The 25,554-nt window shown below is 65.9% G+C and carries 21 protein-coding genes and 1 pseudogene; 15 read left to right on the top strand and 7 right to left on the bottom strand.

The genetic code is table 11. From position 1 onward, the window contains the following. Positions 1-152: 152 nt before the first annotated feature. The 5 genes and pseudogenes from ABEA24_RS34095 to ABEA24_RS53770 form a co-directional block, all read right to left on the bottom strand. Complete coding sequence (locus ABEA24_RS34095) at positions 153-4,202, bottom strand: trypsin-like peptidase domain-containing protein (RefSeq protein WP_345436037.1); 4,050 nt, start codon at positions 4,200-4,202, stop codon at positions 153-155. Next, positions 4,199-4,519, bottom strand: a complete 321-nt coding sequence (locus ABEA24_RS34100; protein ID WP_345436039.1) for a CU044_2847 family protein — start codon at positions 4,517-4,519, stop codon at positions 4,199-4,201. The genes ABEA24_RS34095 and ABEA24_RS34100 overlap by 4 nt, the downstream gene beginning before the upstream one ends. A 78-nt stretch (positions 4,520-4,597) precedes the next feature. Then, positions 4,598-5,320 carry a GNAT family N-acetyltransferase gene (locus ABEA24_RS34105; RefSeq protein WP_345436041.1) on the bottom strand — a complete coding sequence of 241 codons (723 nt, stop codon included), beginning with the start codon at positions 5,318-5,320 and terminating at the stop codon, positions 4,598-4,600. 151 nt (positions 5,321-5,471) lie between these two features. Then, positions 5,472-6,125, bottom strand: a complete 654-nt coding sequence (locus ABEA24_RS34110; protein WP_345436043.1) for a sulfotransferase family protein — start codon at positions 6,123-6,125, stop codon at positions 5,472-5,474. A gap of 172 nt (positions 6,126-6,297) precedes the next feature. After that, positions 6,298-6,891 (bottom strand): annotated as a pseudogene (locus ABEA24_RS53770) (DUF6086 family protein); the annotation flags it as partial. On the opposite strand from ABEA24_RS53770, the gene ABEA24_RS34115 reads away from it, so the two are divergent. From ABEA24_RS34115 to ABEA24_RS34125, 3 genes are all read left to right on the top strand, one after another. Next, the gene (locus ABEA24_RS34115; protein WP_345436045.1) at positions 6,794-6,994 is read left to right on the top strand and encodes a hypothetical protein; all 201 of its coding nucleotides are present in this window, start codon (positions 6,794-6,796) and stop codon (positions 6,992-6,994) included. The pseudogene ABEA24_RS53770 and the gene ABEA24_RS34115 overlap by 98 nt on opposite strands. A gap of 47 nt (positions 6,995-7,041) precedes the next feature. Further along, complete coding sequence (locus tag ABEA24_RS34120; RefSeq protein ID WP_345436233.1) at positions 7,042-7,920, top strand: 2-hydroxyacid dehydrogenase; 879 nt, start codon at positions 7,042-7,044, stop codon at positions 7,918-7,920. Positions 7,921-8,014: 94 nt separating this feature from the next. Continuing rightward, positions 8,015-8,977 carry a hypothetical protein gene (locus ABEA24_RS34125; protein WP_345436047.1) on the top strand — a complete coding sequence of 321 codons (963 nt, stop codon included), beginning with the start codon at positions 8,015-8,017 and terminating at the stop codon, positions 8,975-8,977. 145 nt (positions 8,978-9,122) lie between these two features. Here the strand turns inward: ABEA24_RS34125 and ABEA24_RS34130 are convergent, their stop codons facing one another. After that, positions 9,123-9,548, bottom strand: a complete 426-nt coding sequence (locus ABEA24_RS34130) for a very short patch repair endonuclease (protein ID WP_345436049.1) — start codon at positions 9,546-9,548, stop codon at positions 9,123-9,125. Positions 9,549-10,416: 868 nt separating this feature from the next. On the opposite strand from ABEA24_RS34130, the gene ABEA24_RS34135 reads away from it, so the two are divergent. From ABEA24_RS34135 to ABEA24_RS34190, 12 genes are all read left to right on the top strand, one after another. Beyond that, positions 10,417-12,996, top strand: coding sequence for a Z1 domain-containing protein (locus ABEA24_RS34135; protein WP_345436051.1), 2,580 nt, complete (start codon positions 10,417-10,419; stop codon positions 12,994-12,996). Continuing rightward, positions 12,993-14,006 (top strand): PD-(D/E)XK motif protein, encoded by a 1,014-nt coding sequence (locus ABEA24_RS34140; RefSeq protein WP_345436053.1) that lies wholly within the window; start codon positions 12,993-12,995, stop codon positions 14,004-14,006. The genes ABEA24_RS34135 and ABEA24_RS34140 overlap by 4 nt, the downstream gene beginning before the upstream one ends. 29 nt (positions 14,007-14,035) lie before the next feature. Continuing rightward, on the top strand, positions 14,036-15,817 hold the full coding sequence (locus ABEA24_RS34145) for a hypothetical protein (protein ID WP_345436055.1): 1,782 nt from the start codon (positions 14,036-14,038) through the stop codon (positions 15,815-15,817). A gap of 20 nt (positions 15,818-15,837) precedes the next feature. Further along, positions 15,838-16,740 (top strand): hypothetical protein, encoded by a 903-nt coding sequence (locus ABEA24_RS34150; RefSeq protein ID WP_345436057.1) that lies wholly within the window; start codon positions 15,838-15,840, stop codon positions 16,738-16,740. Further along, entirely contained in the window at positions 16,712-17,473 is a 762-nt protein-coding gene (locus ABEA24_RS34155; RefSeq protein WP_345436235.1) for a DUF6339 family protein, read from the top strand. The genes ABEA24_RS34150 and ABEA24_RS34155 overlap by 29 nt, the downstream gene beginning before the upstream one ends. A gap of 175 nt (positions 17,474-17,648) precedes the next feature. Further along, the gene (locus ABEA24_RS34160; protein WP_345436059.1) at positions 17,649-18,791 is read left to right on the top strand and encodes a DNA cytosine methyltransferase; all 1,143 of its coding nucleotides are present in this window, start codon (positions 17,649-17,651) and stop codon (positions 18,789-18,791) included. 277 nt (positions 18,792-19,068) lie between these two features. Beyond that, positions 19,069-19,311 (top strand): helix-turn-helix domain-containing protein, encoded by a 243-nt coding sequence (locus ABEA24_RS53775; protein WP_425551271.1) that lies wholly within the window; start codon positions 19,069-19,071, stop codon positions 19,309-19,311. Between the two features lie 30 nt (positions 19,312-19,341). Further along, entirely contained in the window at positions 19,342-20,190 is an 849-nt protein-coding gene (locus ABEA24_RS34170; RefSeq protein WP_345436061.1) for a hypothetical protein, read from the top strand. 407 nt (positions 20,191-20,597) lie between these two features. Further along, positions 20,598-21,410, top strand: coding sequence for a hypothetical protein (locus ABEA24_RS34175; RefSeq protein WP_345436063.1), 813 nt, complete (start codon positions 20,598-20,600; stop codon positions 21,408-21,410). After that, positions 21,411-22,700, top strand: coding sequence for a DNA sulfur modification protein DndB (locus tag ABEA24_RS34180; protein ID WP_345436065.1), 1,290 nt, complete (start codon positions 21,411-21,413; stop codon positions 22,698-22,700). 150 nt (positions 22,701-22,850) lie between these two features. Then, positions 22,851-23,648: an IS630 family transposase gene (locus ABEA24_RS34185; RefSeq protein WP_345436067.1), complete on the top strand. Its 798-nt coding sequence runs from the start codon at positions 22,851-22,853 to the stop codon at positions 23,646-23,648. Beyond that, positions 23,561-23,986 carry a transposase gene (locus tag ABEA24_RS34190; protein ID WP_345436069.1) on the top strand — a complete coding sequence of 142 codons (426 nt, stop codon included), beginning with the start codon at positions 23,561-23,563 and terminating at the stop codon, positions 23,984-23,986. The genes ABEA24_RS34185 and ABEA24_RS34190 overlap by 88 nt, the downstream gene beginning before the upstream one ends. 7 nt (positions 23,987-23,993) lie before the next feature. Here the strand turns inward: ABEA24_RS34190 and ABEA24_RS34195 are convergent, their stop codons facing one another. Then, a complete protein-coding gene (locus tag ABEA24_RS34195) occupies positions 23,994-25,169 on the bottom strand; it encodes a DNA cytosine methyltransferase (protein WP_345436072.1) in 1,176 nt (391 codons plus the stop codon). Positions 25,170-25,554 lie beyond the last annotated feature (385 nt).

Genomic DNA, 25,554 nt, shown 5'->3' on the forward strand with positions numbered 1-25,554 from the left:
GCTACCTCACTCCACTGGGGGACGAGGCAGCCAAGCGCAGTAAACGATCTTGCGTCAAGCGGGCCAGGTCACCGAGGCCGATCACCGCGCCGAAGCCGCCGGCCGGCCGTGTCCGGTCCGCGGGCCCGATCACGCACTGCGGAGCGGCGGGGTCACGGCCGCCCGACCTTCCCGTCGACGGTTCGGGCGAGGTCGATGGCGAGCAGCCCGGCGGACAACCCCGCCACCAGGAGCCCGGCCGCCTCGGTGACGACGACGGGCAGCTGATGCACCGGGATGACGTGGATGGGCTCCCCGGTCGCCGGATCCCACACCCGGATCACCGCGTCGTCGCCGGAGGAGACGAGCAGCGGCGGTCCACCGTGTACGGCGAGCTCGCACACCGACCAGACCCCGCCGGCGTGCCCCGACAGCGTCCTTACGATTGTGCCGGTCTCCGGGTCCCAGATCCGGACCGCCGCGTCCGCGCCCCCGGACACCAGCACCGGGCGACCGCCCACCCGCAGCGCGCACACCGACCAGGCGCCGCCCCGGTGAGCGGACAGCACCCGGCGCCGCTCGCCCGTACCGGGATCCCACAGGATGAGGGCTCCGTCATTGCCCACCGAGGCGAGCGTCGCACGATCGTCCTGGACGAACGCGCACATCCACCAGACCGTGCTCGTATGGCCGTGCAGTGAGCGGAGCACTTCGCCGGTCGCCGGGTCCCAGAGCCGGATGACCCCCTCGGTCCCGCCGGCGGCGAGCACCATGCGTCCGCCGACGGTGAGCGCGCACGTCGCCCAGAGGGTTCCCGTGCCGCTCCGCAGCTCGCGGAGCCGCTGTCCGGTCGCCGGATCCCAGATCTGGAGACTCGCGTGCGCCCCGGCGGAGGCCACGAGTGCGCGCCCGTCCTCAGCGGGGAACGCGCAGACCGACCAGACCGGCCCCGTGCCGGTCTCCAGCGTCCGTAGCCGGTCCCCGGTGAGCGGATCCCAGAGCTCGACCACGGCCCCGGCCCCTCCGGACGAGGCCAGCAGCGTACGGCCGTCGGGTGCGCGGTACGTGCTCATTGACCACGCCGTGTTGGTGCCGAGCGGGAGTGCGGGCTGTGGCTCCCCGGTGGAGGGGTCGAGCACCTGCAGCGCCGCGGCTCCCGCGCAGGCGAGCAGCGTACGGTCGCCCAGCCTGAAGGGACACACCGCGTAGCCGCCACCGGTGTTGCCGTCGACCACCCGGACCTGCCGCCCCGTCGCCGGATCCCAGATCCGCACCGTCTCGTCGTCCCCGCAGGAGACCAGTAGGGGCGAGCCGTCGGCGGCGGTGAAGACGCACGACGACCACGTCGCTCCGATGTGTCCGGACAGCACCCGCAGCCGCCGCCCACTCGCGGCGTCCCAGATCCGGATGAGGTTCTCGCCCGTGACGGCGAGCATCGTACGGCCGTCGGGCCCGGGGAACGCGCAGACCGACCAGCCCTCCGCCGCGCCGTCCTCCACGGCCGGACCCTGCCGCCCGGTCCAGGGATCCCAGGTCCGCACGCCGTCCGAGCCGCAGGACGTCAGCCGGGGCCGGCCCGCCACGGTGTACGCGCAGACGCCATGGACCGGCCCGGTGTGCCCCTCGAGGACGCGCTCCTGGTCGCCGGTCGCCGGGTCCCAGATCCGTACGGTGGCGTCGGCCCCGGCGGAGGCCAGCAGGGTCCGCCCGTCCTCCGCGGCGTACGAGCACAACTGGTAGACCGAGCCGGCATGCCCTTCCAGCACGCGCTCCTGCCGGCGGGTCGCCGGGTCCCACACGCGCACCAGCTCGTCGGCCCCGGCCGAGGCCAGTAGCGTCCGCCCGTCCGCCGCGGTGAACACCCACAGGTCGAACACGCACCCCGGGTGGCCGTCCAGCACCAGGATCTGCCGGCCGTCGACGGGATCCCAGATCCGGATCACCTCGTCCTCGCCGGCCGAGGCCAGCACGGTCCGGCCGCCCAGGGGCAGCGCGCACACCGACCAGACCCCGCCCGTGTGTCCCTCCCGGGCGGCCCGCTCCCGATGAGTGAGGGTGGCCGCCCACCGGGCCAGATACGGCGCGGGGCCGGAACGGTAGCTGCCGCCCAGCTTCTCCAGCGCCTCCGTGACACTGAACATCGCCGTACGGACGGGCGCCGGGGCGGAGGTGGCGTACGGCGTGCGGGACAGCAGCAGCGCGCGATCGCGGCCGGCCGGCGTACGGGCCTGGTCGGCGAGCGGCGTCAGCCGCCGCAGATCCGCGTGCAGCAGGTAGGCGTCATCGGTGAGCAGCGCGTCGAGCATCCGCGCCTGCGCCGCGTGGTGGGACAGGGAGCGCTGCAGGTAGGGGTGTGCCGAGGCCCAGCCGGTCCGGCGACCGTGTTCGAGGAACGCCCGGGTCAGCTCCCGCTGGTCCTCGACGGCCGGGACGGCCTGCGACCGTTCCTCCTGTAAGGCGGTGTTGAGCGCCTCGTGAAACAGCTGGAAGACGCGGCCGGAGTCCTGGTCGTAGGACTGGATCAGGAAGTCGGCGGCGGACCGAGCGACGAATCCGGACAGTTCTCGCACCGTCGGCAGTACTCCGAACAGCACCTCGACGGCCACGCTCCACAGATCCAGCGGCAGACCCGGGCTCTCCGCGAACGCCAGCGCCGTCAGCAACTGCGCGGCCGTCGCCTCGCCCGCACCGGGCAGCGGCTCCACATAGTCGCGCAGCGCGTCGGCGACGGTACGGGTGTACGTGAGCGCCGCCGGGTCGACGGGGGACCGGTCGTACAGCCCGTGGCTGACGGCCGTCATGCCCGCGATGAGGAAGTTACGCCCGGACAGCTCGGCGATCCGGGCGGCGACCGGACGGGCCACCCGCTCGTCCCGGTACGGGCTGTCGAGGCGGTCACCGGAGCCCAGCAGCCGCAGCGTCGCCAGCGCGTACTCCTCCAGATCCTCCGGTGCGAAGTAGGCCGGGTCGTCCAGGTCGATCAGGGTCACCGCCTCGCCGAGCAGGTAGAGGACGTCGACGTCGCCGACCCGGTGGCGCGAGCCGATGATCACCTGGACGCCCGCTCCCGCGCAGTGCCGCAGCAGCGGGAGCACGACCTGCCGGATGATCGCCTTGGCCTCCGAGGGGCTCGTCGCCTCGTCGACCGCATCGATGATCACGTTGAAGCGACCGGCGCGCTCACCGGCCAGAGCCTCGCGCATCGCGGGGACGAGATCGTGCAGCTGTTCGGGCGGCTCGGCCGACGCCGCCTGGGCGATCTCGACGGCGACCTCCAGCGCGGTCTTGCCCTTGGCGTGCACCGCGCACGCGACCGACCCGACCGCGGCCCGCACCGCGCGGTCGTCCGCGGGCAGCAGCGTCCGGGCGACGGGATCGGCCGTGGTCACGATGCGGGCGAGCACCGCCGACTTCCCCACCCCGGGCGTACCGGTGACCACCAGCACCCGGTGGTCCGTACGCTCCCGGTCCAGCCAGGCGACGATCTCCCGGAGCGCCGCCGTACGGCCCCGGAACCGGTGGGCGCTGTCGTCGTCGACCATCACTCCCCGAGCCCGGGGATGCCAGTGCGCGGTGGTCGCGGGGTCTTCCTCGAGGCTCCACCGGGCGGCGGACGCCGGCCCGTCGCCGGTCGGCGCACGGAGCTTCTCCGCGGGAAAGCACAGGTCCGCCTGGTGCAAAGTGATCGCCTGCCCATCGCCGTCCGGCGAGGCCTTCACAATGATCGCCACGACGCCGCCGCGCTCGGCGGACCACAGGCCCCCGCCGCTGAACCCGGGCCGCAACCGGTAGCGCGACTGGGCGTCCAGCCGGACGAACCCGAACCCCAGAGCAGCGCCGATCACTCCGTCGGCCCAGCCACCGAGCGGGTCGCCGTCGGAGAACCCGAACGCTCCCCAGCTCTTCCCGCACAACGCGTCCGGCTCGGTGAAGTCCAAGGGCGCCGCCGTCACCTCCGGGGGCACGGCCTCGGCGAGCGAAAGGACGGCCAGGTCGTACGTTGGGGCGGACCGGCGGACCTCGGCGACCCGGCGCATCGGCGCTCCGACGGCCTTCGGGAACTCCACCCACAGCGGCCCGTCCGTGACGACATGGGCGCAGGTGAGCAGCCGCCTTTCGTCGATGAGGACCGCCGACCCCAGGACGGTACGGTCCTCCCTGTCGGAGTCGAGGACCGCGCCGACCCACGTCTGCCGAGGGGGATACCGGTCGCCACCGGTCATGCCGAAGTGCCCTCTGGGCCCTTGCTCCGGCTCCACGTCATCTTGACCTGGAAGTTGGACTCACCGGCCGATTTGGCGATCAGCCAGTCCATCGTGCCGCTCACCTTGACGCCGAACGTCACCTCGACCTCATCGGGCCCGCACTCCCGCGCCTTCTCGACCACGACCCGCGCCGCCTCGAAAGCCGGCCGTACCGCGTCCTTCATCTTGCCGACGACGGCGTCGGCGCGGGCGGGCTGGAACCCGTCCGGGGGATCGATCTCGTAGTAAACGATCGTGGAATCGTCCAGCCGATACTTGGCAATTCGCGATGACATCTCTACCGCCGCCTCTTTCGTTCAGGACAGCGTAGAGCGAAGCGTGGCGATTCCACCATCGGAAATGCGGTTAATGGCTCAGTATTCCGGTAGTTCGTGCGCGCGCAGCAATGGAAGGCCGTTCGGTTTCCGGCAGGCGGTGAGCATGGCCCGAAGCTCCGCGTCATCGGAGCGCAGCGGGCCTTCCGTCGACTCGAAGTATTCGACGAGGAACCGCTCGACGATCGACCCGTCGATCGTCCCCTCGGGGCGCCGCGCCGCCTCGTCCGCCGCGAACACCATCAGCATCAGATGCGGGACCCGGCCGAGATCCGGGCTCAGCGCCGGCTGCGCGTACGGCACGGGCAGCGACCGCACGCCCAGCCGTTCGTAGAACCGCACCCGGGCCTCCGGGTCGCCGAGACCGACATCCTTGAAACAGCGGGGATCCTCGACCTCGCCGACGACCAACAGGGGCCGCAGTTCGTCGATCCACTGCCGCAGCGCCGCCTGCAGCACCCGAGATCCCGCCCCCAGGCCCCGGGCCTCGGGGCTGACGACGAGGTAGGTGAGCAGCTGCACGTGACTGCCCGCGAACCACTCGCCGACCGCACCGGCCACCAGCGTCCCATCGCCCGTTAAGCCCGCGAGGACGCGTGCCTTCCCCTTGTGAACACCGTCGACCAGAGTGTCGGCGGAGAACAGCTCTTCCGGGGCGAAGTTGGGTGCGAGCAGCGTCTCGTGGAATTCTCGGAGCGTCCGCTCGTCGCCGATGTTCCGCAGTTCGAGCGATACCCTCGCCGGGGATGCCGAGTCGACCATGGACGCCACCTCCGCCCTCGAACGCTACGCCATCCCGCGATCGTCTGCCGACGGGTCATTAAAAGTCAACACGATGCCCTTTTCTGGTCGCGCCAGATCGGCCCTACTCGCTGCTTATTTAATGACCTCATCGGTGAGGGCAAGGGGCTCCTCACCGTCCCTGCCGCTGGGCGACCCGCTCGGCGAACTCCTGCCGGTCGTTCGTACGGGGGAACGGCTCATCGGGTACGGGCACGCCGAGGAAGCCGCACAACGGCCCCCAGCCCTGACGCACGCGGAACTCCAGCAGACGCTCGCCCGGGACCTCACGCCGTACCGCGTCGTTGTGCTCGATGAACACGGCCTTCGCGTACGCGGCGTCCTCGAACCGCCCACCGAACTCCCCGTCCCACACCACCCGCTGTACGAACCGCCGCCGGTGCACACCGAGCGGATCGTTCGGCCAGAACGACGTGGCACGGTAAATGCTCTCGCGGGCGCTCTCGTACCAGCCCTTCGGGCTGCGGACGGTGAGGATCACCTTGGCCGCGGGGTAGTAGTCGACGAGCCGCCGCCAGTACGCCACCCCCGGCCAGTCGACCGTGGCCCGATAGCCGCGGTAGACCTCGTCCCAGTCCGCGTCGCCATCCTCGACCGCCCGGGACCACCGGTCCAGCTGCTCCGGATTGTCGATGAGCTCGATCATGTGGTGGCACGGCCCGAACCCGAGCCGCTCCAGCGCCAGCTTCAACGACAACGTGCCGGTCCGCCCGAACCCGGCCCCGATCACCTCGAGCACGATGCCCTCCCCCGAGAACCCGCCCAAGCGACTCCCTCTGGGTCATGCCCCACCGAAACTCCCCGAATCGGGCGCCGGCGGCGTCAGCGTGGCATTGCCTGAGCGTGCTGATCGACAAGAGCCGCCCAGCGCTCGATGCCCGGTACCCGGCCACTCGGGACGCTTCGGCGTGGAGCCTCACCTGGATGTCTCGCAGACTCTCGTCTCTCCCGCCGGATACAGATGGTGTCGCGCCACCACGCTGGACGAGCACCAGAGCCGTCGCTATGAAACCCTCCATGAGCGAATGCAGGATCGGATGGTCGGACCGCTCGTAGCGGTGGAGAAGCGCGCTCACGAACGCGGCGAAGGCCGCCAAGTCGATCTCGCACTCGTCGTTCACCATGGGACCGAGTCCGGTCGGCAGCCCTGTCTCCGGCGCGAGTGCCTCCGCCGTCCGTATGAAGAGCTGAGCGACTCCACTCGACGGATTCCAAAGAACGCGATCGTCGACCTGGAAATACTGGCTCATCGCTCTTCCTCGCATTCCCGGCTCCAGCAGAGGAGCGCCGTCTCCAGACGCCACTGGTCGTCTGCGGGCCATCGACCGAAAACAACACCTCACCGCCCATGTCGGCGCGTCGGCCGGATGGGCCGAGCGTACGCAGTGATCGAGGGCGCCGACAGCTGGAGTTCCTCGAGGACCTTCCGGCGGTATGCGGTGCTTCCTCGGCCTCGGCCATGCCATGGGACAGATCGCCGCCCTGGGCGGGGTCGCCGGGACCGAAGTCGTAGGCTGGCTGGACGAAGGCATGGGCCGGAAGGAGGCGGATTTCCTGGTGATGGCCGTGTCGCTCGCCGCCGCCGCGCTGATGCCGTTGCTTCGCGCCAGGCCCGCCCGGGAGGTGACCGCGTGAGCGTCCCACCCGACACGCTCGTGCCCTGGCCGCACGTCGCCGACCTGATGGGCGGCTGGCCGGACGCCCTGACCGTCGAGATCTACGACGGTACGGGCCCGGCCCCGGCGGACGTGTCCGAAGTACGGTTCTACGTGCTGCCGTACGCGAAGGGGTCCGCGACGTTCGAGCCGCTGGGCCGGATGCCGAAGCTCGAGGCGGTGCAGAGTCTCAGCGCCGGCGTCGACAACCTGCTGCCACACGTGCCGCCGGGCGTCACCTTGTGCAACGGCCGGGGCCTGCACGACGCGAGCGTCGCCGAACACGTCCTCGGCCTCATCCTCGCCGCGCAACGCGAACTGCCCCGCTGGGCCCGCGACCAGGACGCGCAGCGCTGGCAGCCGCACTTCACCCGCTCGCTCGCCGGCTCACGGGTACTCCTCCTCGGCTATGGCTCGATCGCCGTCGCCATCGAGGCCCGGCTGCTGCCCTTCGAGACGGAGATACGCCGGGTCGCCAGCCGCGCCCGCCCCGCCGAGTCGGTGCACGGAGTCGACGAACTTCCGGACCTGCTTCCGTACGCGGACATCGTCGTGTCCACCCTGCCGCTGACCGCCGAGACCACCGGCCTCCTCGACGCCCGCCTGCTCGCAGCCCTCCCCGACGACGCGCTCGTCGTGAACGTCGGCCGCGGCGGCACCATCGACACCGCCGCCCTACTGGCCGAGACGAGGTCAGGCCGGCTACGCGCGGCCCTCGACGTCATGGACCCCGAGCCGCCTCCGGCCGGGCATCCCCTGTGGTCGACACCGAACGTACTGATCACCCCGCACGTGGGCGGCGGCTCCGCGACGTTCTATCCGCGCGCCGAACGGCTGATCGCCGAGCAGTTGAGAAGGTTCGCCGCCGGAGAGCCGCTGCTTAACCAGGTCCCCCGGCCGGCCTGACCGCGCGGGTGCCATGGGGACCTTTCGGTCACCGGTCCTCGTGCCATCTGCCATGATCAGGGCCCGTCTGGAATCCATCGAGAGGGCCGCGACTTTGTCGGCATCCGCTGAGTCCCTGATCGCTGACATTCCCGCGTTCGCACCCCACGCCCGCCCGGCCATCCTGCTGAGGCCGACAGAGGGCACGCCCGGTGTCCGGGACAGCTCCGTCGGCGGGCCACTGCTGTGGCCGGAGGACGAGCCGTGGCCGGTATGCCGTGCTCCCCATCTGATGGAGGTGCGGGAGAAGCTCTCGGACGAGGAGCGAGAAGCCTGGCAGCGGATCGACCGCGATATGAAGGAACGGCACCGCCAGAATCCGGGCCGGGCGTACGAGGTCACGGCCGAGGAGGCCCGGATCCAAGACCAGATCATGGCGGGCGCGTCGTCGCTCGACATGATCACCTGGCAGAGGTCCCGCTGGGTGCAGGACACCTCGGGCCCGGGCGTGCCGATGGTGCCCGTTGTTCAGCTGTACTCGCGAGACGTACCAGGAGACCACTGGCCGGCCGGGATGGACGTTCTGCAGGTGCTGTGGTGCCCGAACGACCACAGCGAACTCACCGACCAGGCGTACTACTCCGGCCCTACAGTCGAACTCCGGTATCGGTCATCGTCCGTGGTGGAGACGGCGTTGAACCCTCCCCGGCCGGAACAAGCCGATAATGGCTACCTTCCCGAACCTTGTGCCGTCGGCCCGGTGGAGATCGTCGATCTGCCGGCCGTGGACGAGCTACCCGAAGATCTCTACGGCGAGGGCTGCCGCTGGGCGGACGCACGCGGCATCGAGTTCGACCGCGGCCTGGCCTGTCGCCCTGGCTGGAAAGTCGGAGGCTGGCCCAGCTGGCACCTCACCGACCTCATCCCCATCGACTGCTCCTGCGGCGCACGCATGCGATTGTTCCTGACCATGGACAGCGGTGGCGACCCAGACATCGTCGTCGGCCGCTTCGGCGAACTCCGCATCTTCACCTGCCCAACGGACCCTTCCCACCCGATCCGGCTGAACATCCAGTAACCGGCTTACGCTCTCGCGGGTCTCCTGTTTGCGCGGCGTGTGGGCGATCGACGCTGTCCCCGGCCTGCTCACGCCTCTGTCAGGACTTCTGGCGTCCAATCCCATACCCGGGATCAGACTTCGAGTGCCTCCGTGATCCTTCGGCTTACTGCGAGCCCCGGACGAGTTCCGCGATACGAGCGGCTGCCTCGGTCGGGTCCTCGTGCTCCCACACGCGGAGCACCCGCCAGCCGGCCTCGGCGAGACGCCGATCGGTATCACGATCGCGTTCCCGGTTACCGAGTAGCTTCTCGGCCCAGTAGTCGGCGTTCGTCTTGGCCACGGTGTGGTGCGCAGGACACCCGTGCCAGAAACAGCCGTCGAGGAAGACGGCCACCTTGGCCTTCGTGAACACCAGGTCGGCGGTACGACGCACTGAAGGAATCGGCCGGACGGACACCCTGTACCGCAGACCGAGTGCGTGGGCGGCTCTGCGAAGGGCGAGCTCGGGTCCGGTATCACGTCCCTTGTTGGACTGCATGCTCTTGCGGACGCCGGCGCTGGACGCTTTGGTCGGTCTTGAGGCTCCCACACGTCCAACCGTAGGGAATCGCCGCGGTCGATGAGACGGCTCCCGGCCGGTCGAAGGTACACATGGTGTCATCGGCAGAATCACCGGCGTCGACACCCTGGCCGACGAACCTCCAGACGGGTAGGGACGGACTCCCGAGGGTGACCGTCGACCCGGTCGCCCTGTTCTAGGGCTTTCGCAGCGACCGGGAATTCATCCAAAGCAAGCCCGCGCGCCACTGACAGGTGGCCCAGACCTTGCCGTCAAAGGTCGCCGAGGCCGTCGGCCGATGGATTGCGGAAGCGCTCGGCTACTGAGCAGATGCCCCAGGAGTGGGCCGATCGGCTGACGCATCGCCTCCGGTTCTCGGGCTGCAGGCAGCCCTGCGGCTCGGGATCGCGTTGTCCTCGACAGCGGGGTGCGGTTGACGGCAACGACGGAAGTCATGGACAGCCACCGGTACACGTCCATCGCCATGTACCTCGGTCCTGGCACCACGAGCGGGGTGGTTGCTATTCCTGAAAAGTGGACGGCAAGCGGCTCGACTATGCCATTGACTATCTATGACCTGCAGGAACAGCCTCAAGGACAGTCGTGTCGGGGTTTTTCGTGCGATGACAACCGCGAAGCAAGCGACCATCCGTTTCTGGCATTTCGGTCGCGACATAGCATGGCTGCCTGATCAGGCCAGCGCGCCGATGCCACGCCCTCTGGTCAAGGCCCTCGCGTCTGACGTTCTGGCCTTGGCGTCCATGACTCCTTCCGGATCGGACGGCACCTGCCGATCACCAGTAGTCGACTCCGCGTCATCCAGACCGGTGAGCATGGAAACTCGCCGGATCCGGCCGGACACTGTCCGCTTGTCGGTATGTGTCGTTAAAGTTCGGTCATGGACCAGTTCGCTGCGGTCTTCATCGATTGGGTGGAGCGTTTCGGGCTCGCGGAAGCGCTGCGCCGCTTTCGTGGAGCGTTCACGGACGAGCAGATCGATGAGTGGGTTGAGGAATACGAGCGCCTCGTCGAGGGCGTGAAGATCGGCTATCCGCCGAAGATGCTCTCGGCCCCCGGGCTCAGACCCTGGTACCCCGGCCCCTTGCCCCATCACGAGCGCTGGCCTGCCTTCCGCGACTCGCTGACGCGGTTGTCGGCGGATGCGGTTGAGAGACTGGATCAGTCGACTTCAAAGATCATCGCCTATACCCACAGTCCTGACACCTCGGAGTATCTGACGAAGGGTCTCGTCGTCGGCTACGTCCAGTCTGGCAAGACCACCAGTTTCACCGGGGTCGCGGCCAAGGCCGCTGACATCGGTTACAAGTTGGTGATCGTGCTGTCGGGCATTCACAACGGTCTGCGTCGGCAGACTCAGGAACGGCTGTTGGCCGAGCTCGTGGATACCGCGGGCGACGGGGCCTGGTTCCCGTTGACAGATGTAACCAAGGACTTCCACAAGCCGTCGGCAACGTTCGCCGCCCATCAAGGGGGCGACCGCACGATCTTGATCGTAGCGAAGAAGCAGAAGGATGTCCTCGCCAGGCTCCTGAGCTGGCTGACGAACGCGGCAAAGAATGGTTCGCTGACCAATATTCCGGCATTGATCATTGACGACGAGGCGGACCAAGCGAGCGTCGAGACTCCGAAGATCAACCCTCAGATACGGGCACTACTCAAGCTGTTCTCGCGCCGCGCCTACATCGGCTATACCGCTACCCCGTTTGCCAACGTCCTGATCGATCCGTCAGTCCCCGATGAGCTGTATCCAGAGACGTTCATTCTCAACCTTCCCGAACCCGACGGCTACTTCGGTGCCGAGAAGATCTTCGGACGGGACGCAGTCGAGGGCGAGTACGCCGGCCCCCAGCTTGACGGCTACGACATGGTTCGCATTGTGCCCAGTAACACCCTTGAGCTGATTCGTCCGATGGGCCGCGGGTCGGAGAATGGGTTCGCCCCAACCATTACCGACGAACTCGCGGAGGCGCTGCGTTATTTCGTCCTCGCCACCGCTGCCCGACGGTATCGCGGCGACAAGAGTCATTCCACAATGCTAGTGCACACCGGTATGAAGACCGTCATTCACGATGCCTATCGAGAACCGCTGCGTCATTTCCTGAGTGAGCTTGCCGCCGCGGTTGAACGCCAGGAGGCCAGCACGCTCACTGAGCTGAAGATGCAGTGGGAGAAGGAGACCGACCGGGTGCCGGCATCGTTGTTCGATGGCCTCTCTACGGTTTCCTTCGACGAACTGGCGGGTCTTCTTCACGAGGTCCTCAGTGACGTGACGGTGGTCGTCGACAACTTCCGCAGTCGCGATCGGCTGGACTACTCCGGTCCACGCCCGGTGGTCGCCGTGGCGGTCGGCGGCAACACGCTGTCGCGCGGTCTGACTCTGGAGGGCCTGGTGGTCAGCTTCTTCGTTCGCACAGCCAAGACGTACGACACGCTGCTGCAGATGGGCCGATGGTTCGGCTTTCGAGGTGGCTACGAGGATCTGCCCCGTATTTGGATGACCAGCGGCTTGAAATCGGATTTTCGCCACCTGGCGACCGTCGAGGCCGAGATCCGCTTGGACATTGCCCGTTATGAGGAGCAGAATATGTCCCCGCGAGAGGTCGGGGTGCGGATTAGGACGCATCCGGTCCTCAACGTGACGGCAAAGATGGGTGCTGCACGCATCGCTTACGCCTCCTACGGCGGCCGGCGGGTGCAGGCCCGATACTTCCGCGAGAATGATGCCGACTGGCTCCGCGCCAACCGCGTCGCAGCGAAAACGATGGTGACCGCTGCCGTATCCGACGGTGTCAAGGTCGATGATCACGGAGACGGCACCATGATCCTGCGTGATGTCGACGTCGCGCAGGTACTCTCCTTCCTCAATGCCTATGGCGTCCACGAGGACTCTCCGGACCTGGACCCGCGTCTAGTGACCGCGTACATCGAAAAGGAGAATCGACGCACCGATCCCTCGCTCCTGACCTGGAATGTGGCGCTGATGGGTGCCCCCGTCCGCGATGAGGACCACGTTGTCGATTTCGGCGGTGGGATCCGGCTTGGCACGATCGAGCGGTCGCTGATGAAGGACACCGGCGGCGATAAGGCGGACATCAAGACGCTGATGTCGAAGGAGCACCGAGTCGTCGACATGGACATCAGCGCGTCGGCGGCACGCGGGAAGTCCGAGGGCGCGCTGGTTGACCTGCGTAACGCCAGCGTCGAGCACGCTACGACCGGGTTGCTGCTGCTTTATCCCATCGCCCGCGACTCTAAGCCCGAGCCAGCCAACATCGACTCGCGTGTGCCGTTCAACGCGGCCGGCCACGTGATTGGCATGGCGCTTGTCTTCCCCGGCAACGCTGAAGACAAGGTGAGGAACAAGTACGTGCAGGTTGATACCAGCGGCGTTGACACTTCTGAATATGACGAGATACCGGACGCTCTCGAAGACGATCAGGACTCGGAGAGCGCATGACCGCGAGTGACCGGATCTGGCAAGCGCAACTGCGAGCACACTGGGCCGTGCTGAGCGCGCGCCGCGATACCGCAGGTGTGGCGACCAGCGGCCTGGGCATCCTGGTCGGCGACGAAGCAGAGATACTGGCTGGCGTCGACGCACGCGGTGACCATCACCTGCTGGTCCCGGCTGGTGGCGGCGCGCTCGTTGTCGAAGATTCGCAAGCCGCGTACATCAGGATACAGCGATGCGTGCTGACCATCGGCGGACGCGGCCGGACCTTCGTCGACATCGTCTGCCACCGGGCCGACCTATCCGAGCTATTCGACGACGTCATCTCCTCCATGCTCACCGAGCTTGCCACCGACTCCAGAGAGCAGCCTGCGGTTGTATGCAAGCGGGTTCTGGACGAGTGGCGCGAACTCCTGCGCCGCCGCGGCGGCCTGCTCGGAGAAGACGCGCTGCGGGGCCTATTCGGAGAACTCGTCGTCCTCGAACGGATCCTGGCCGCAAGCGACACGTACGACCTGTCGGTTTGGCACGGACCGGACCGTGAACCCCACGACTTCCGCCTCCTAGGCGGCGACTTGGAGGTCAAGACCCTCGGCATGGCCGGGTCGATGGTGCGCGTTCACGGCATCGAGCAGCTTGAGCCGCCTGACAAGGGCGACCTGCATCTGATCGTCGTAAGACTAGTCGCCGACCACGACGGGCTCGCGCTGCCCGACCTCGTTGAACGGATTCGCCCAAAGACCAATGACCGTCGGGCGTTCGCCGCCGCCTTGGCCCGGGCCGGCTATAGCGAAACCGACGCCGAGCACTACCGTGACCGTCGGTTCATGATCGCGCAGGTCGCCGCGCTTCCCATCGGCGACGACTTTCCGCGGATTGCCCCGTCTTCACTGGTCGACACGCTCCCCGATGAGGTCAGCGCCCTGTCGTACAACCTGGACCTGTCGCTATTGCTGCCAAAGGCACTGACCGACGCTGCCATCACACCGCTCTTCACGAAGGGAACCCTGTCTTGAGGCCGGAACCACGCTGGTGGTCCGAACCGGTGGCCGCAACCGGCTCGGCCAAGGCCGAGGGCATTCGTAAGCAACTCGGCACTCCTCGGATGGACCCGCTGACCGTCCTGGTCCGGGAGAGCGCGCAGAACAGTTGGGACGCAGCGGACACTGGCAGCGGCAGCGTCCGCTATGCCATCGACCTGGCCCGGTTGACATCCGAACAGTTGCTGCGCTGGCGATCCCGGCTGTGTCCCGGGCCGGACGGTGGCGACCTCGGCATCGAAGAACTTTTCACTTCGGGCGACCCGGTGATGGCAGTGATCAGCGACCGCGGTACTCAAGGATTGGGTGGTCCGCTGCGCGCCGACGTGGCCCTTTCACCTAAGTCGGATTTCGTCCGCCTCCTCCGTAACATCGGCGAGCCCCGCGACCGGCAGTTCGGTGGAGGCACCTACGGGTTCGGCAAGGGCATCCTCTTCGCCACCAGCAGCGTCGGCACAATCCTTGTCCGTACCCGCTGCCACTGGCAGGGCCGCCTGCAGACCCGGCTGATCGCCGCGGCGTTGGGTACGGGATTCCAACGCGACGGCCGCATCTACACCGGTAGGCATTGGTGGGGCAAGATCGTTGAAGGGGTCCCCGACCCAGTGCTGGACGCCGAGGCCGAGGAACTGGCTGGCTATCTCGGTCTGCCGCCAATGCAGCCGGACGAATTGGGCACCGACATCGTCATCGTCGGGGCGACCCTTGGAGCCGTAGCCGTGGACGGTGCCGAAGATGAGGAACGTCCGCGCACCGTCCGTCAGGCCGCCGAACACCTCGCCTCAGCAATGATGTGGAACCTATGGCCGCTCCTGCTGCCCACCGACACCGCGACCGCGCTGCACTGCCAGGTCACCGCCGACGGAGTTGACGTCCAGGTGCCTCGGCCACAAGACGAGCCGTGTATCAAGCCTTTCGTCGACGCCTACCGCGCGCTGGGCGATTCTCCAACGACCATCCTCCGTAAACGTCCCGCTACGGTGCTCGGTCATTTTGCTGTCCGCACCGGCATCGCGCCGATCCACACGAGTGTCGCCTCGTTGGCCGCCCCCTTCACAGGTCCCGCCCACCACTGCGCCCGGATTCGGACGCCGCGCTTGATCGTCGACTACCTTGAGGGCCCCCGGCTGGCAAATGATGCGGTGCAATACGGCGCGGTGTTCCGGGCTGAGCAGGAGCATAACCAGGTCTTTGCCGATGCCGAACCACCGACCCACGACGCTTGGGTGCCTGACAAATTGACCGGCAACGCCGCCAGCATCGTCCGACGGGCCGAGGCTGAGTTGCGTACCGCGCTCGCGGCATACGCTGAACAACAGACCGGCACGTCGCTGGGTGGTGGTACCCAGCCACCGCTCGGCGCGCTAGCCAATCGCCTAGCTGCGCTGATCCCCGCCGCGAGCGGCCCAGGCGCCGACGGAGGCGGAGGCTCTTTCCCTTCTAACGGGGGCGGAGCTCCGCTGGCGCGGTTGACGAATGCACCCCGGATGGTGCGTCTGGATGGCGTCTCGCGCATCGTTGCCGGGTTCAGGGTAGCTCCGACATCGCAATCGGTTACGGTGCAGGTGATCGCAGCCGTCGCCCTGGACGTCGGCAGCGAGGACGAACCGCCGGTCGGCGCGGACGTCCCGGTCGTCTTGGAGATGCGCGACGAGGACGGTCGAACCGTTCCCGGCGACACCGTCACCGTAGGCCCAGCCGATCGGCGAGACTGGATCGTGATCATTCGCCCGGCGAGCGGCGCCGCCGCCAAGGTCAGACTCATCGCCCGGCACGGTGACGCGTGAACCGCGGGGTCCCCCCATTCTTGCTGCCCGACCCAAGCGTCGTCACCGCCGACCCTTGGCGGCTACACCAGGACACTGGCACCGCCGCACTGCCGGCATTTCTGGCCGACTGGGATTACAACACCGACCTGCATCTGTCCCGCGACATCCGGGTCGACGCGGCACGCGCGCGCCTAGAGTCTGGGCTGCCCGCGGATGCTCCGCTGCTGCTTGCAGTGGAATGGACCGCGGCCGCCGCGCAGATCTCCGGCCGCGCCCGCCGTATCCCGGTGTCCGACGGCGCGAAATTCCATGTAGACGTACACATACGCGGGGCCCTGCTCGGTGGTGCGCTGATTCTCGCCACCCGCCTGGTCCTCGGCGATGACACTCCGGCTGCGGACCCGTTCCTTGCACAGCGGGCCGGTGACATCCTGTACGAGGAAAACGTCCGAACCGAGTTGCAGGGCACCGCAGGTCGACTGCCCACATACGTCGTGGACTTCGCCGAGGCCGGGTTCGACCCCGACGCACGTTGGCACGTTGAACTGCCCACCAGTCTGTCCGAACCCGCGCTGGCTGCAGTGCGGCTTTACCTCAACAGCGCCGACACGGAGGTCGTCAACGCTGCGAAGAAGGCCGCTGCCCCGACACCCATACAAAAGCGGATTCTCGAGTGGATGGAGACGGACCTGACCTGCCGGCTGGTCGAGGCAGCTCTGCGACCCGAATGGCGGGAGACGTTGTACGACTACGCCGACGACAACGACACCATTGCCGCGAGCATTGCTGCATTGCTGAGAACCCTGTTCCCGCACGAATCCTTGGCGACGCTGGTCGTTATGCGCGACAGCGATCCAGGGCGATTCTACTCCTGCCTGCAGGGCGCGTTGAGACGGATGCGAGTAAACCGTGATGATGACGCTATATCCCCGGCTGTCTGACGCCGAGGGGCGGATACTCCTTAAGCAGATCCGACTCCAGAATGTCGACACCCTCGCCCGGGATGCGCGGCTCGATCACCCGAGGATCTACGCGCCGACCGGCGGCATTCCCGCTAGTCGAGAGCACCTCGAAGCCGTCGCCGGTGCGATCCGCCAGTGCGCCAAAGCCTACGGTTACCCTCATTTCATCGACGACGCCACTGGCGGCTTTGATCGGGCTCTAGCCGCCGTTGTATTCGAGGACACTGACATGGCTCCGGCCGAGGCCGCCGCACCCGAGGTTTGGACGTACATGGCGACCCGATTGGTGCCCGACGTCGTCATGTGGCGATGGCAGCCGAAGCACAACGACAAACGTTGGATCGGCCGCGGTCTGGTCCGTCATACTTTCGGCCGGCTATGGTGGCAGGCATACGCTCTCGGCGTCGCGGCTGGCGACGGACGCGACTATGCGCTGCTGAACTCGCTGTCCGAGGCCGATCTTAACCAGATCTTCGAACGTCGCAGCATCGGCGGTACCCCGCCGCTGGCCCGGGCCCTCGTCTCTGAACTCGCCGACGTCCGCGTCGCTGCATCGGGCCTGGCACGGCGCGCTGTCGTCCGTGATGTCACCAAGCGGGTTTGCCGACTCATCCCGTTCACTTCGTTCCTCGCTCTCGACGAACCGCAGATACGGGTGCGACTCCATGACCTCGTAACCGAATCCCTGACGGCTCTCGCAGCGACGAGGTGACTCGCTTCTTGCGGGGCATCTCCTCGCGTCTCTCGGGCGAATCACGCTCGGCCGGAAACGAGTCGGTCGGGCCCACGGTACGCTGTGTGACCGCCGAGCAGTTTGTTTCCCATGGGAAACCGAGTGCGAGAAGCTTGCGGCAGCATGAACCCAGACAGACACACCTGGAGATCCAGTGCAACCGGTCCTGATGGTTGACTTGTTCGCCGGCCCTGGCGGACTTGACGTGGCGGCAGAGAAGCTGGGTGTCAAGACGGTGGGTGTGGAATGGGACGACGGGGCATGCGCAACACGTCGTGATGCCGGCCTGGCCACCGTGAAGGGCAACGTCCGGGACTATGGACCGTCCTACCGTGACTTCTCTGACGCGGACGTGCTGGCCGGAGGGCCGCCATGCCAGACCTTCACGGTCGCGGGAACCGGGGCCGGTCGTAGGGCGCTTGATGACGTGCTGGGCTTCGTTAAGCGCATGGTTGCCCGAGAAGATCGTAAACAGATTGACCGGGAGCTCTCCAAGATGGAAGACGAGCGGACCGGATTGGTGCTGGAGCCGCTCCGCTGGGCTCTTCAAGCAATCGATGATCGCCGCAGCCCCTATCAAGCGATTATTCTTGAGCAGGTGCCGGCTGTGCTTCCGGTGTGGGAGGCCTATGCGGCAGCGTTGGAGAACGAAGGATATTCGGTGGACTGCGGTATTCTACGCACAGAGCAATATGGTGTTCCGCAGACCCGTAAAAGAGCCGTGCTGATCGCCCGTTTGAACGGCGGGAAGGTTGCTCTTCCTCTGCCTACGCATCGGGCCTATCGAAAAGGCGTCCCTCGCCAGGTCGGAAGTAATGAACTTCAGCCATGGCGTACTATGGAAGATGTGCTTGATAGGCGATATGAATTTTCCGTGATCTCGAATTACGGTACTGGTGGGGATCCCGAGGCTCGCGGCCGTCGCTCATCCAAGGAGCCGTCAGCGACAGTAACAGGAAAGATTTTCCGCAACCGCATCGTATCTGGCAAGAACATCGAGCGGAGGCGCTTCTCCTTTTCGGAAGCGGGTCGTCTCCAAACGTTCCCGGCCGACTATCCGTGGTCCGGTCGCGATGTGGGCCAGCAGATCGGAAATGCCGTTCCGCCACGTTTGGCTATGCATGTCATTTGTGCTGCACTCGGTTGGGTGCCTCCAACCGAGGATCTTTTGCAGAGGTTGGAGACGTGGGGATCGGAAGAAATATTGGAGTCGGCGGTTCCAAGCGATGCGAATTTTGACAGGCCGGATACGCCTAGTACCGGCATTCGCCTGCTCGGCGCGGCGTTGGGCGGCTAGTGTCCTGAGTCGGAAACTCGCTACATAATTCTGCTGGTGCGGCATGATGGCCGGATGGCGAGGACAGGACGGCCGAAGGCCGAGCTGGTGCTGACTGACGAAGAGCGTGGAGACCTTGTGTCGCTGGACCCGTCGTCGGGGCGTCCTCGCAGGCTTTGGCGCTGCGGTGCCGGATTGTTCTGGAGCGCGTGACCGGGTGCGGCTAACAAGGATGCCGCCGCCCGCCTCGGTGCTGTGGTAAGCCGGTGGCGGGCCGGTATGCGACCGGCTGGAGAGGCTGACCGATGAGCCGCGCCCCGGTGCCCCGCGGAAGATCACCGATGAGCAGGTCGAGGAGGTGATCGTCAAAACGCTGGAGACGACCCCGAAGGATGCCACGCATTGGTCGGCCCAGTCGATGGCCGAGCACGCGGGTCTGCCGCAGTTGGCCGTGTCGCGGATCTGGCGGATCTCCGGGCTACGGCGCCGGATAGGCGATCTCGCACTGGATCAAGTGTCGTGGGCTGGGCGTAGGCTCTAACCGCCAGTAGAAGCGTCCGGGAGGGGCGACGTGCACGGGCCTGAGATCATTGCACATACGCTGGAGCGGCCGTCGAGGCCTGACAGCCACGGCAATACCTGGCAGTATCACTCTAGGTCAGACCGTCACTCCAAGGTCGCATGCTGGACGATCTTGTATGAGATGCTACAACGGAGCACGGTTCTTCAAGATCAAGTGCGAGATGGCGCGGTGGTCCTTGGCATCGATCAGCCGCTCTGCGACTCGAGTACGAGGCGCAAGAAGAATCTAGATCTCGTTATCGCATCGCCTGGTGGCGATGAGCATCTCAAGTCGGAGACTCTCGAGGATCTCGCGGTCCGATGGGGTGTTCGTCTCGGCCGCTCGGACCAGGAGAGACTCGCTGCGCTTCCTGCGATCGCAACCGGACCGGTGGACGTCGTCCGGGTCGCCTTCGAAGCGAAGGCATGTATGACCGAGCACGTCAAGGCCCTACCCCGACTATTCGATGAGCTGGCCTCCAGTCAGCAGGTCGTACACGCGGACACCGAGGATGCGATCGCCGTTGGATTCGCGATCGTCAATGCGAGCGAGACCTTCATCAGTCCCGATCGGAACAAGCGAAATATCACGATCGATGCCGCTTACGTATCGACCCAGGCTCCGCACGGTGCAGCGCGGACAATGGCGAAACTTCGTGAGCTGCCGCGTCGTACAAGCTCGATCGAGGATGGCTTCGATGCCTTCGGGGTCATGATCATCAAGATGACCAACGACGGCGGTCCGATCGGGCTTGTCGACGGCCTCCCGGCGCCAGACCTATCGGATGATCTCCACTACGAGCGGATGCTGGAGCGTCTCGTGTACCTCTATGAAGCACCGCGCGCGGACGCGCGCTGACGGGCGCGCGGCAGCTGGCTGATTTTGGCGACACGCCACACGAATATAACAAAATCGTCACGGGCCGCCGTGCTGCCCACGCGCACAGAGCGGTCCGTCTCGAGGACGCTGACCTGCTTTCTCAGGAAGAGGCGTAACCTGGCGTCGGGCTTCCTGAGAGACTCTGCAGGGCAATGCGTCACGTCGAGGGCCCCCCTCGTGACTCGAACTCCACGCGCTGACTCCTTGGGACTGCTAGCCTGCCAGAGACAAGAAAAAACGGGCCGAACCCACGCAACGCTTCAAGTCACCGGGTCCGGCCCGAACCACTAGTACGCCCCGAGGGGCATACCAGCAGGTAGGTAGCACTCCTCATGGTAGCCCCTCAGGGTGCGTCGACGCGCATCCATGGAGAAGGGTTACTGCTGATGAGTCAGAACAACCACAATCCGGCTGCCGACGGAGGCTCCCGTAAGGAGCCCGCATCAAGTGGGAGCGGCGGGCGGTCGGCCATGCCGGACCTGTCGGCCGGCGTTCCTCTCAGGGGAACCCCCACCAAGGGCCTGATTTACGAGCACTCGATGCACGAGGTTCTTGAGAGTATCGCGTCCGACCTCGGGGACACGTACGCCGACACCTCGACCAAGCCGGGACGTATCAAGAACTGCAAGAAGGGAGACGGCCTGCTCACCGTGGCGGACCAGCCCGGCGTTCCAGCTGGCACCGCGCGAGTCGTGATCGAGATGAGTGATGCCGATCGGCATGTCCGGGACTGGCCCGACTGCCTGGAGCAATGTGAGAGGAACCGCGGCGCCCAATCCTCGCTCGGTCTCGTCCGCCACATCAGTCAGGTCCCGGGCGGCAGACGGATCCCGAGCGGAAAACGTCGCGTCCGTGTTTACGGCGCGCGACGCTTCGTGGTCGCATTCGACCCGGAGGTCGACGAGGTCAGTTTCCTGCACGCCGTGATCGCGATGCTGCGCAGCCAGGCGGTCCACAGGGCGGCACGCAGTGGTATGGCGCATCTCGCGACGGCGCAAGAGAAACTCGCGCACATCGAAACGCTCACGTTTGAGCTTACCAAGCTCCAAGCGATCGCCGAGAGGGCTCGGGTCTCGGCGACCAAGCTCGTGGCCGACATTGGTGTGCTGCATTCGAACCTCGCGGTCACCCTTGCTGAGGCGAGAAGCGCAGTGGGAGAAGTCGCTCACGCGACTCCGACCATCACCAAGAATTCCTAAATGATCCCGGCCGCCACGATGCCGCCGATCGAACCGGAAATGGGCAACGAGATGACGATCCCGGACGAGCTCGATCTTTCAGCGGGCCAATACATCAAGGGAATCAAGCTCAACGAAAAGATCTTCATAGCGCAGACGAACTTCAATCAACTGAAGGTGATAACACGCAATCCGACCATGCTTCAGGAGGGTGCCCGTCGCCCCGACTACGATGACGATCTCGCATCTGAGGCGGAGATACATAACCTCATCCAGCGTGCTCTCGTCGGCGCGAAGAAAAACAACGTTCCCAAATACCGAGATTACATCGAGCGGGTCGTTAGCGGTGGCGTGGGTGTGCTCCCGCCGATGCATCTGTGGTCCGAGCAGGAACTCAAGCTGGTCGAACTTGGCAGCACCGTTTACGTACTTGTGCCAAACGATGATCATCTACTCGCCATCGACGGTGAAACCCAGCTAACGGCACACTGGACGCTCAGCGGCAGCGCCAGCCCTGAGCTGAAGGATCTTCATCGCAAGTATCCGCTGGGAGTCATGATTCACCACAACGTTCCGATCGAGGAGGCGCGCCAGTACTTCCACGACCTCAACGTCCTCGCCGTACGTCCGAACACCAGCCTCAGCCTGTCGATGGACACAAGAGATCCTGTCATGCAGGTAGTCGGCGGGCTTGAAGCGAAGGTCCAATTCCTTAGGGGACGTATCGACCGACAGTCGCGCCAGCTGCCGAAGCGCAGCACCAAGGTCGTCACGCTTCAGTCGCTTCGCCAGATGGTCGTCAACATCGCACGAGGAATCAGCGGCATCCAGTACGGAACAAAGCCTGCACCGGTCGACGACATCGATCTCGATGATCTTAAGGATGTCGCCGTATCATGGGTCAACGCCTACGTAAATATCTTTGCCAACGAGATCGTCGATCGCGAAAGATACTTGGCCGGAGCGGGATCGGTCCTTGCAGCCGTCGGAGCCATGGGCCAGGTGCTGCTCCAGACCGAACCGAGCCAGCGCCCAGTCGTCGAAGAGAAGCTGCTGGACATGCTCCGTGAGGTCGATTGGTCCAAAGGCGATCAGTGGGTCGGCATCGCCGGTAACCGCACACCGACGGGTCACTTCTCGGTTAAGGGGACCAAAGAAGTCGCATACGCGGTATTCAACGCGCTCACCGACCGCGACAACAGCAGTTACGTTCGTGTTCGCCAAGGCGGCGGATCCTCACGGCGGTCGAACCACAGCATCTCGCCGCACGACTCGTCCGAAGATCTATTCGGCGACCTCGGAATCGACTGACACTCGTTCTCGGCCCGCCCAACAACTCTCATAAACGGGCGGGCCATGCAAGCGGAATCCTTCGGCTCGGCCATAGGCCGACAGCACGATGCCAGACAGGAGTTAGTGCCGCGTCCAAGATCGTTGTTCGTGTAATTGATCTTTAGCCGGGTGCGGGCCAGGCTGCCTTCGAGTGCGATCTCGGAGGTGGTGATGGGGCGTCCCCCGGAAGTCTTCGGCCAGCCGGTCACGATGACCGAAGGACAGCGGCTGCAGCGGATCGGCCGGACCTCGAAAGACCCGGTGAAGCTGCGGCGGGCGATCGTGGTGCTGATGTCGGCGCAGGGCCAGAGCGTCCCGGACATCGCGCACCTGTTGGATTGCTCGGCCGAGTACGTCCGCGGCGTGATCCACGACTTCAACGACATGGGGTTCGATGCGTTGAACCCAAAATGGAGCGGGGGCAGGCCGAGGGCGATCAGTGAGGCGGTCCGCCGCCAGATTCGCCTGATCGCCCGGTGCTGCCTCCGCGACCTGGGCCTGCCGTTCAGCACGTGGAGTCTGAGCAAGCTCGCCGAGCACCTGGTGGCGACCGGAGTGGTCGCCTCGATCAGCCGTGAGTCGATCCGGCAGATCCTGCGGGCCGGTGGGATCACCTGCCAGGCCACCAAGACCTGGAAGGCCCCAAACGACCCGGACTTCATCACCAAAATGCACCGTGTACTGGAGCTTTACGACACCCCGCCGGACGATGGGCGGGTGGTGTGCGCCGATGAGTTCGGGCCCTTGAACTTGCAGCCACGGCCCGGGCACGCCTGGCGTCCGGCTGGCCACACGGCCCGGCTGCGCGCCACTTACAACCGCCGGGGCGGGGTCCGCACATGCTCGCCGCCCTCGATCTGGCCAGCGGGAAGATGGTCTACCGGATCCGGACACGCAAACGATTCGGTGAGTTCTTGTCCTTCCTGAAGATCCTGCGCGCCCGCTGGCCGGGCGAGAAGCTGTATCTGATCTGCGACAACTTCTCGCCCCACAAGCATCCCGACGTGGCCGCCTGGGCGGCCGGCAACGACATCGAGTTGGTGTTCTTGCCGACGTATGCCTCGTGGTTGAACTGGATCGAAGCCGAGTTCGCCGCTTTGCGCTACTTCGCCTTGTCCGGCACCGATCACCACAGCCATGCCGAACAGGGCGGCGCGATCGCCGCATACGTTCGCTGGCGCAACGCCCGCGCTCAGCCCAAACGCGACTTCGCCCCCGAATCAACCATCCGTACCTGGACCGGTTACATGATCAACGTTGCATGACGCGGCACTAGGACGTCTGCGGCCGCATCGCTTCCACATGCTCCTTTAGCGCTATCTTGAACGCTTCTTGGGTACGCAACGAGCTCCTCTCAAGGCGGCTGTGAAAGCCCGCAGTGGCCTTGAAACTGAGGGGCGTCAGCTCTTCTTGATTAACCAGGTCGAGGAGATGTGTGTACTGGTGCTGCTCCGGCCACAACGAGACTGGCACCGCCCAGCGTTTACCAGACGAACCCCATGCCGCCTTCGGCCACTTATCGATCGGGCTGAGCGGCACACCGTAGTCGTGATCGAAGTCGCCCGGCGATGTCAATCGGCGGCCGAGCCATTCGGCGACTCCTACGGTGACGGCATTGCCGACGAGCTTCCATCGGGGCCCAGGCTTTCCGACCTCCAACGCGGCCTCTGTCCAGCCACGTGGGAATCCCTGCAGCTGCTCGGCGTCCTCAATGCTCGGCGTAACGATCGCCTGACCTCGCGGCGCGTCTGGGATCCAGATTGCCGGAGAGGATGGGATACCCAGCCCCGATCCACCCTTCAGCGTGGGGATCGCATCCTTAGCCCACCCCAAGCCGGTGTTTCCCTCGGTCCAGTAGAAGCCATAGGCGTCGTCTTTGAATCGATCATCCCCCGGTTCGCCCGCGTCGTCAGAGAACAAGACGTTGGTCGGGTCATCTTCCTTTGAAGCGACCATGATGACCCGCTGACGGCGCTGGGGGACACCCGTGAAGCGGGAGTCGACGAGTCGGTACGCCCAGCGATACCCGAGCCCTTCGAGCTGCTCCACCAGGTAGGACATGGCGTGGCCCTTACCGAGAACCAGCATGTTGCGTACGTTCTCGATTACTACCCAGCGCGGGCTCGCGTCCCTCAGCAGCTCAAACAGATGTTTGATCAACCCTGAAGCCTCCCCATGGATCCCAGCAGTGCGGCCAGCCTGTGACAGGTCGGTGCACGGGAAGCCGGCTGTGACGACGTCTGTCTTCGGAAGCTTGTCGAGGGTCTGGATGTCCTCGTGAAGAGGAACATCGGGAAATTTGTCCTTCAGGACGGCCTTGGCGGGACCCCAGACCTCGCACAGTAGCTTGGTCTCGCCGCCGGCCGCATGAAGCCCCAGCTCAAGTCCACCGATCCCGGCAAACAGCCCAGCGATGGTGAAAGCGGGAGGAACTGCTGAGCCGGTCATGGCAATGAATATCCCATGAGCCGAGGACAGTTCGCTGCATTCTCGCTGGGTGTCGCTCGTCTCATGTGTTACAAGACACCGCCGGTGCTCATGAGTCGCCAGGTAGGTGGGCTGTTGGTCCGTGAGGTGCCGGAGCCCGCCGCGGTGTTCTCGCCGTCCTCCCTTCCTCATGAGACGCCCGCAGCGCTCGACGCGGCTCGAACGATCGGCCGCTCGTCCGGCAAGAATGTTCCGGCAGCAGAGTCCGGATGCCCACGCAGTGGATCCAACCGTCGAACAGGCTGTGAGCGGAGGACGCGGACCAAATGGCGCCCCTCGGCCGTCCCAATCGCTAGCTCGCGACCGAGGTTGTCACAGGAGGGGCGTCCATGAGGTAGGCCATGCT

This window comes from Actinoallomurus vinaceus (assembly GCF_039542055.1).
Taxonomy (GTDB): domain Bacteria; phylum Actinomycetota; class Actinomycetes; order Streptosporangiales; family Streptosporangiaceae; genus Actinoallomurus; species Actinoallomurus vinaceus.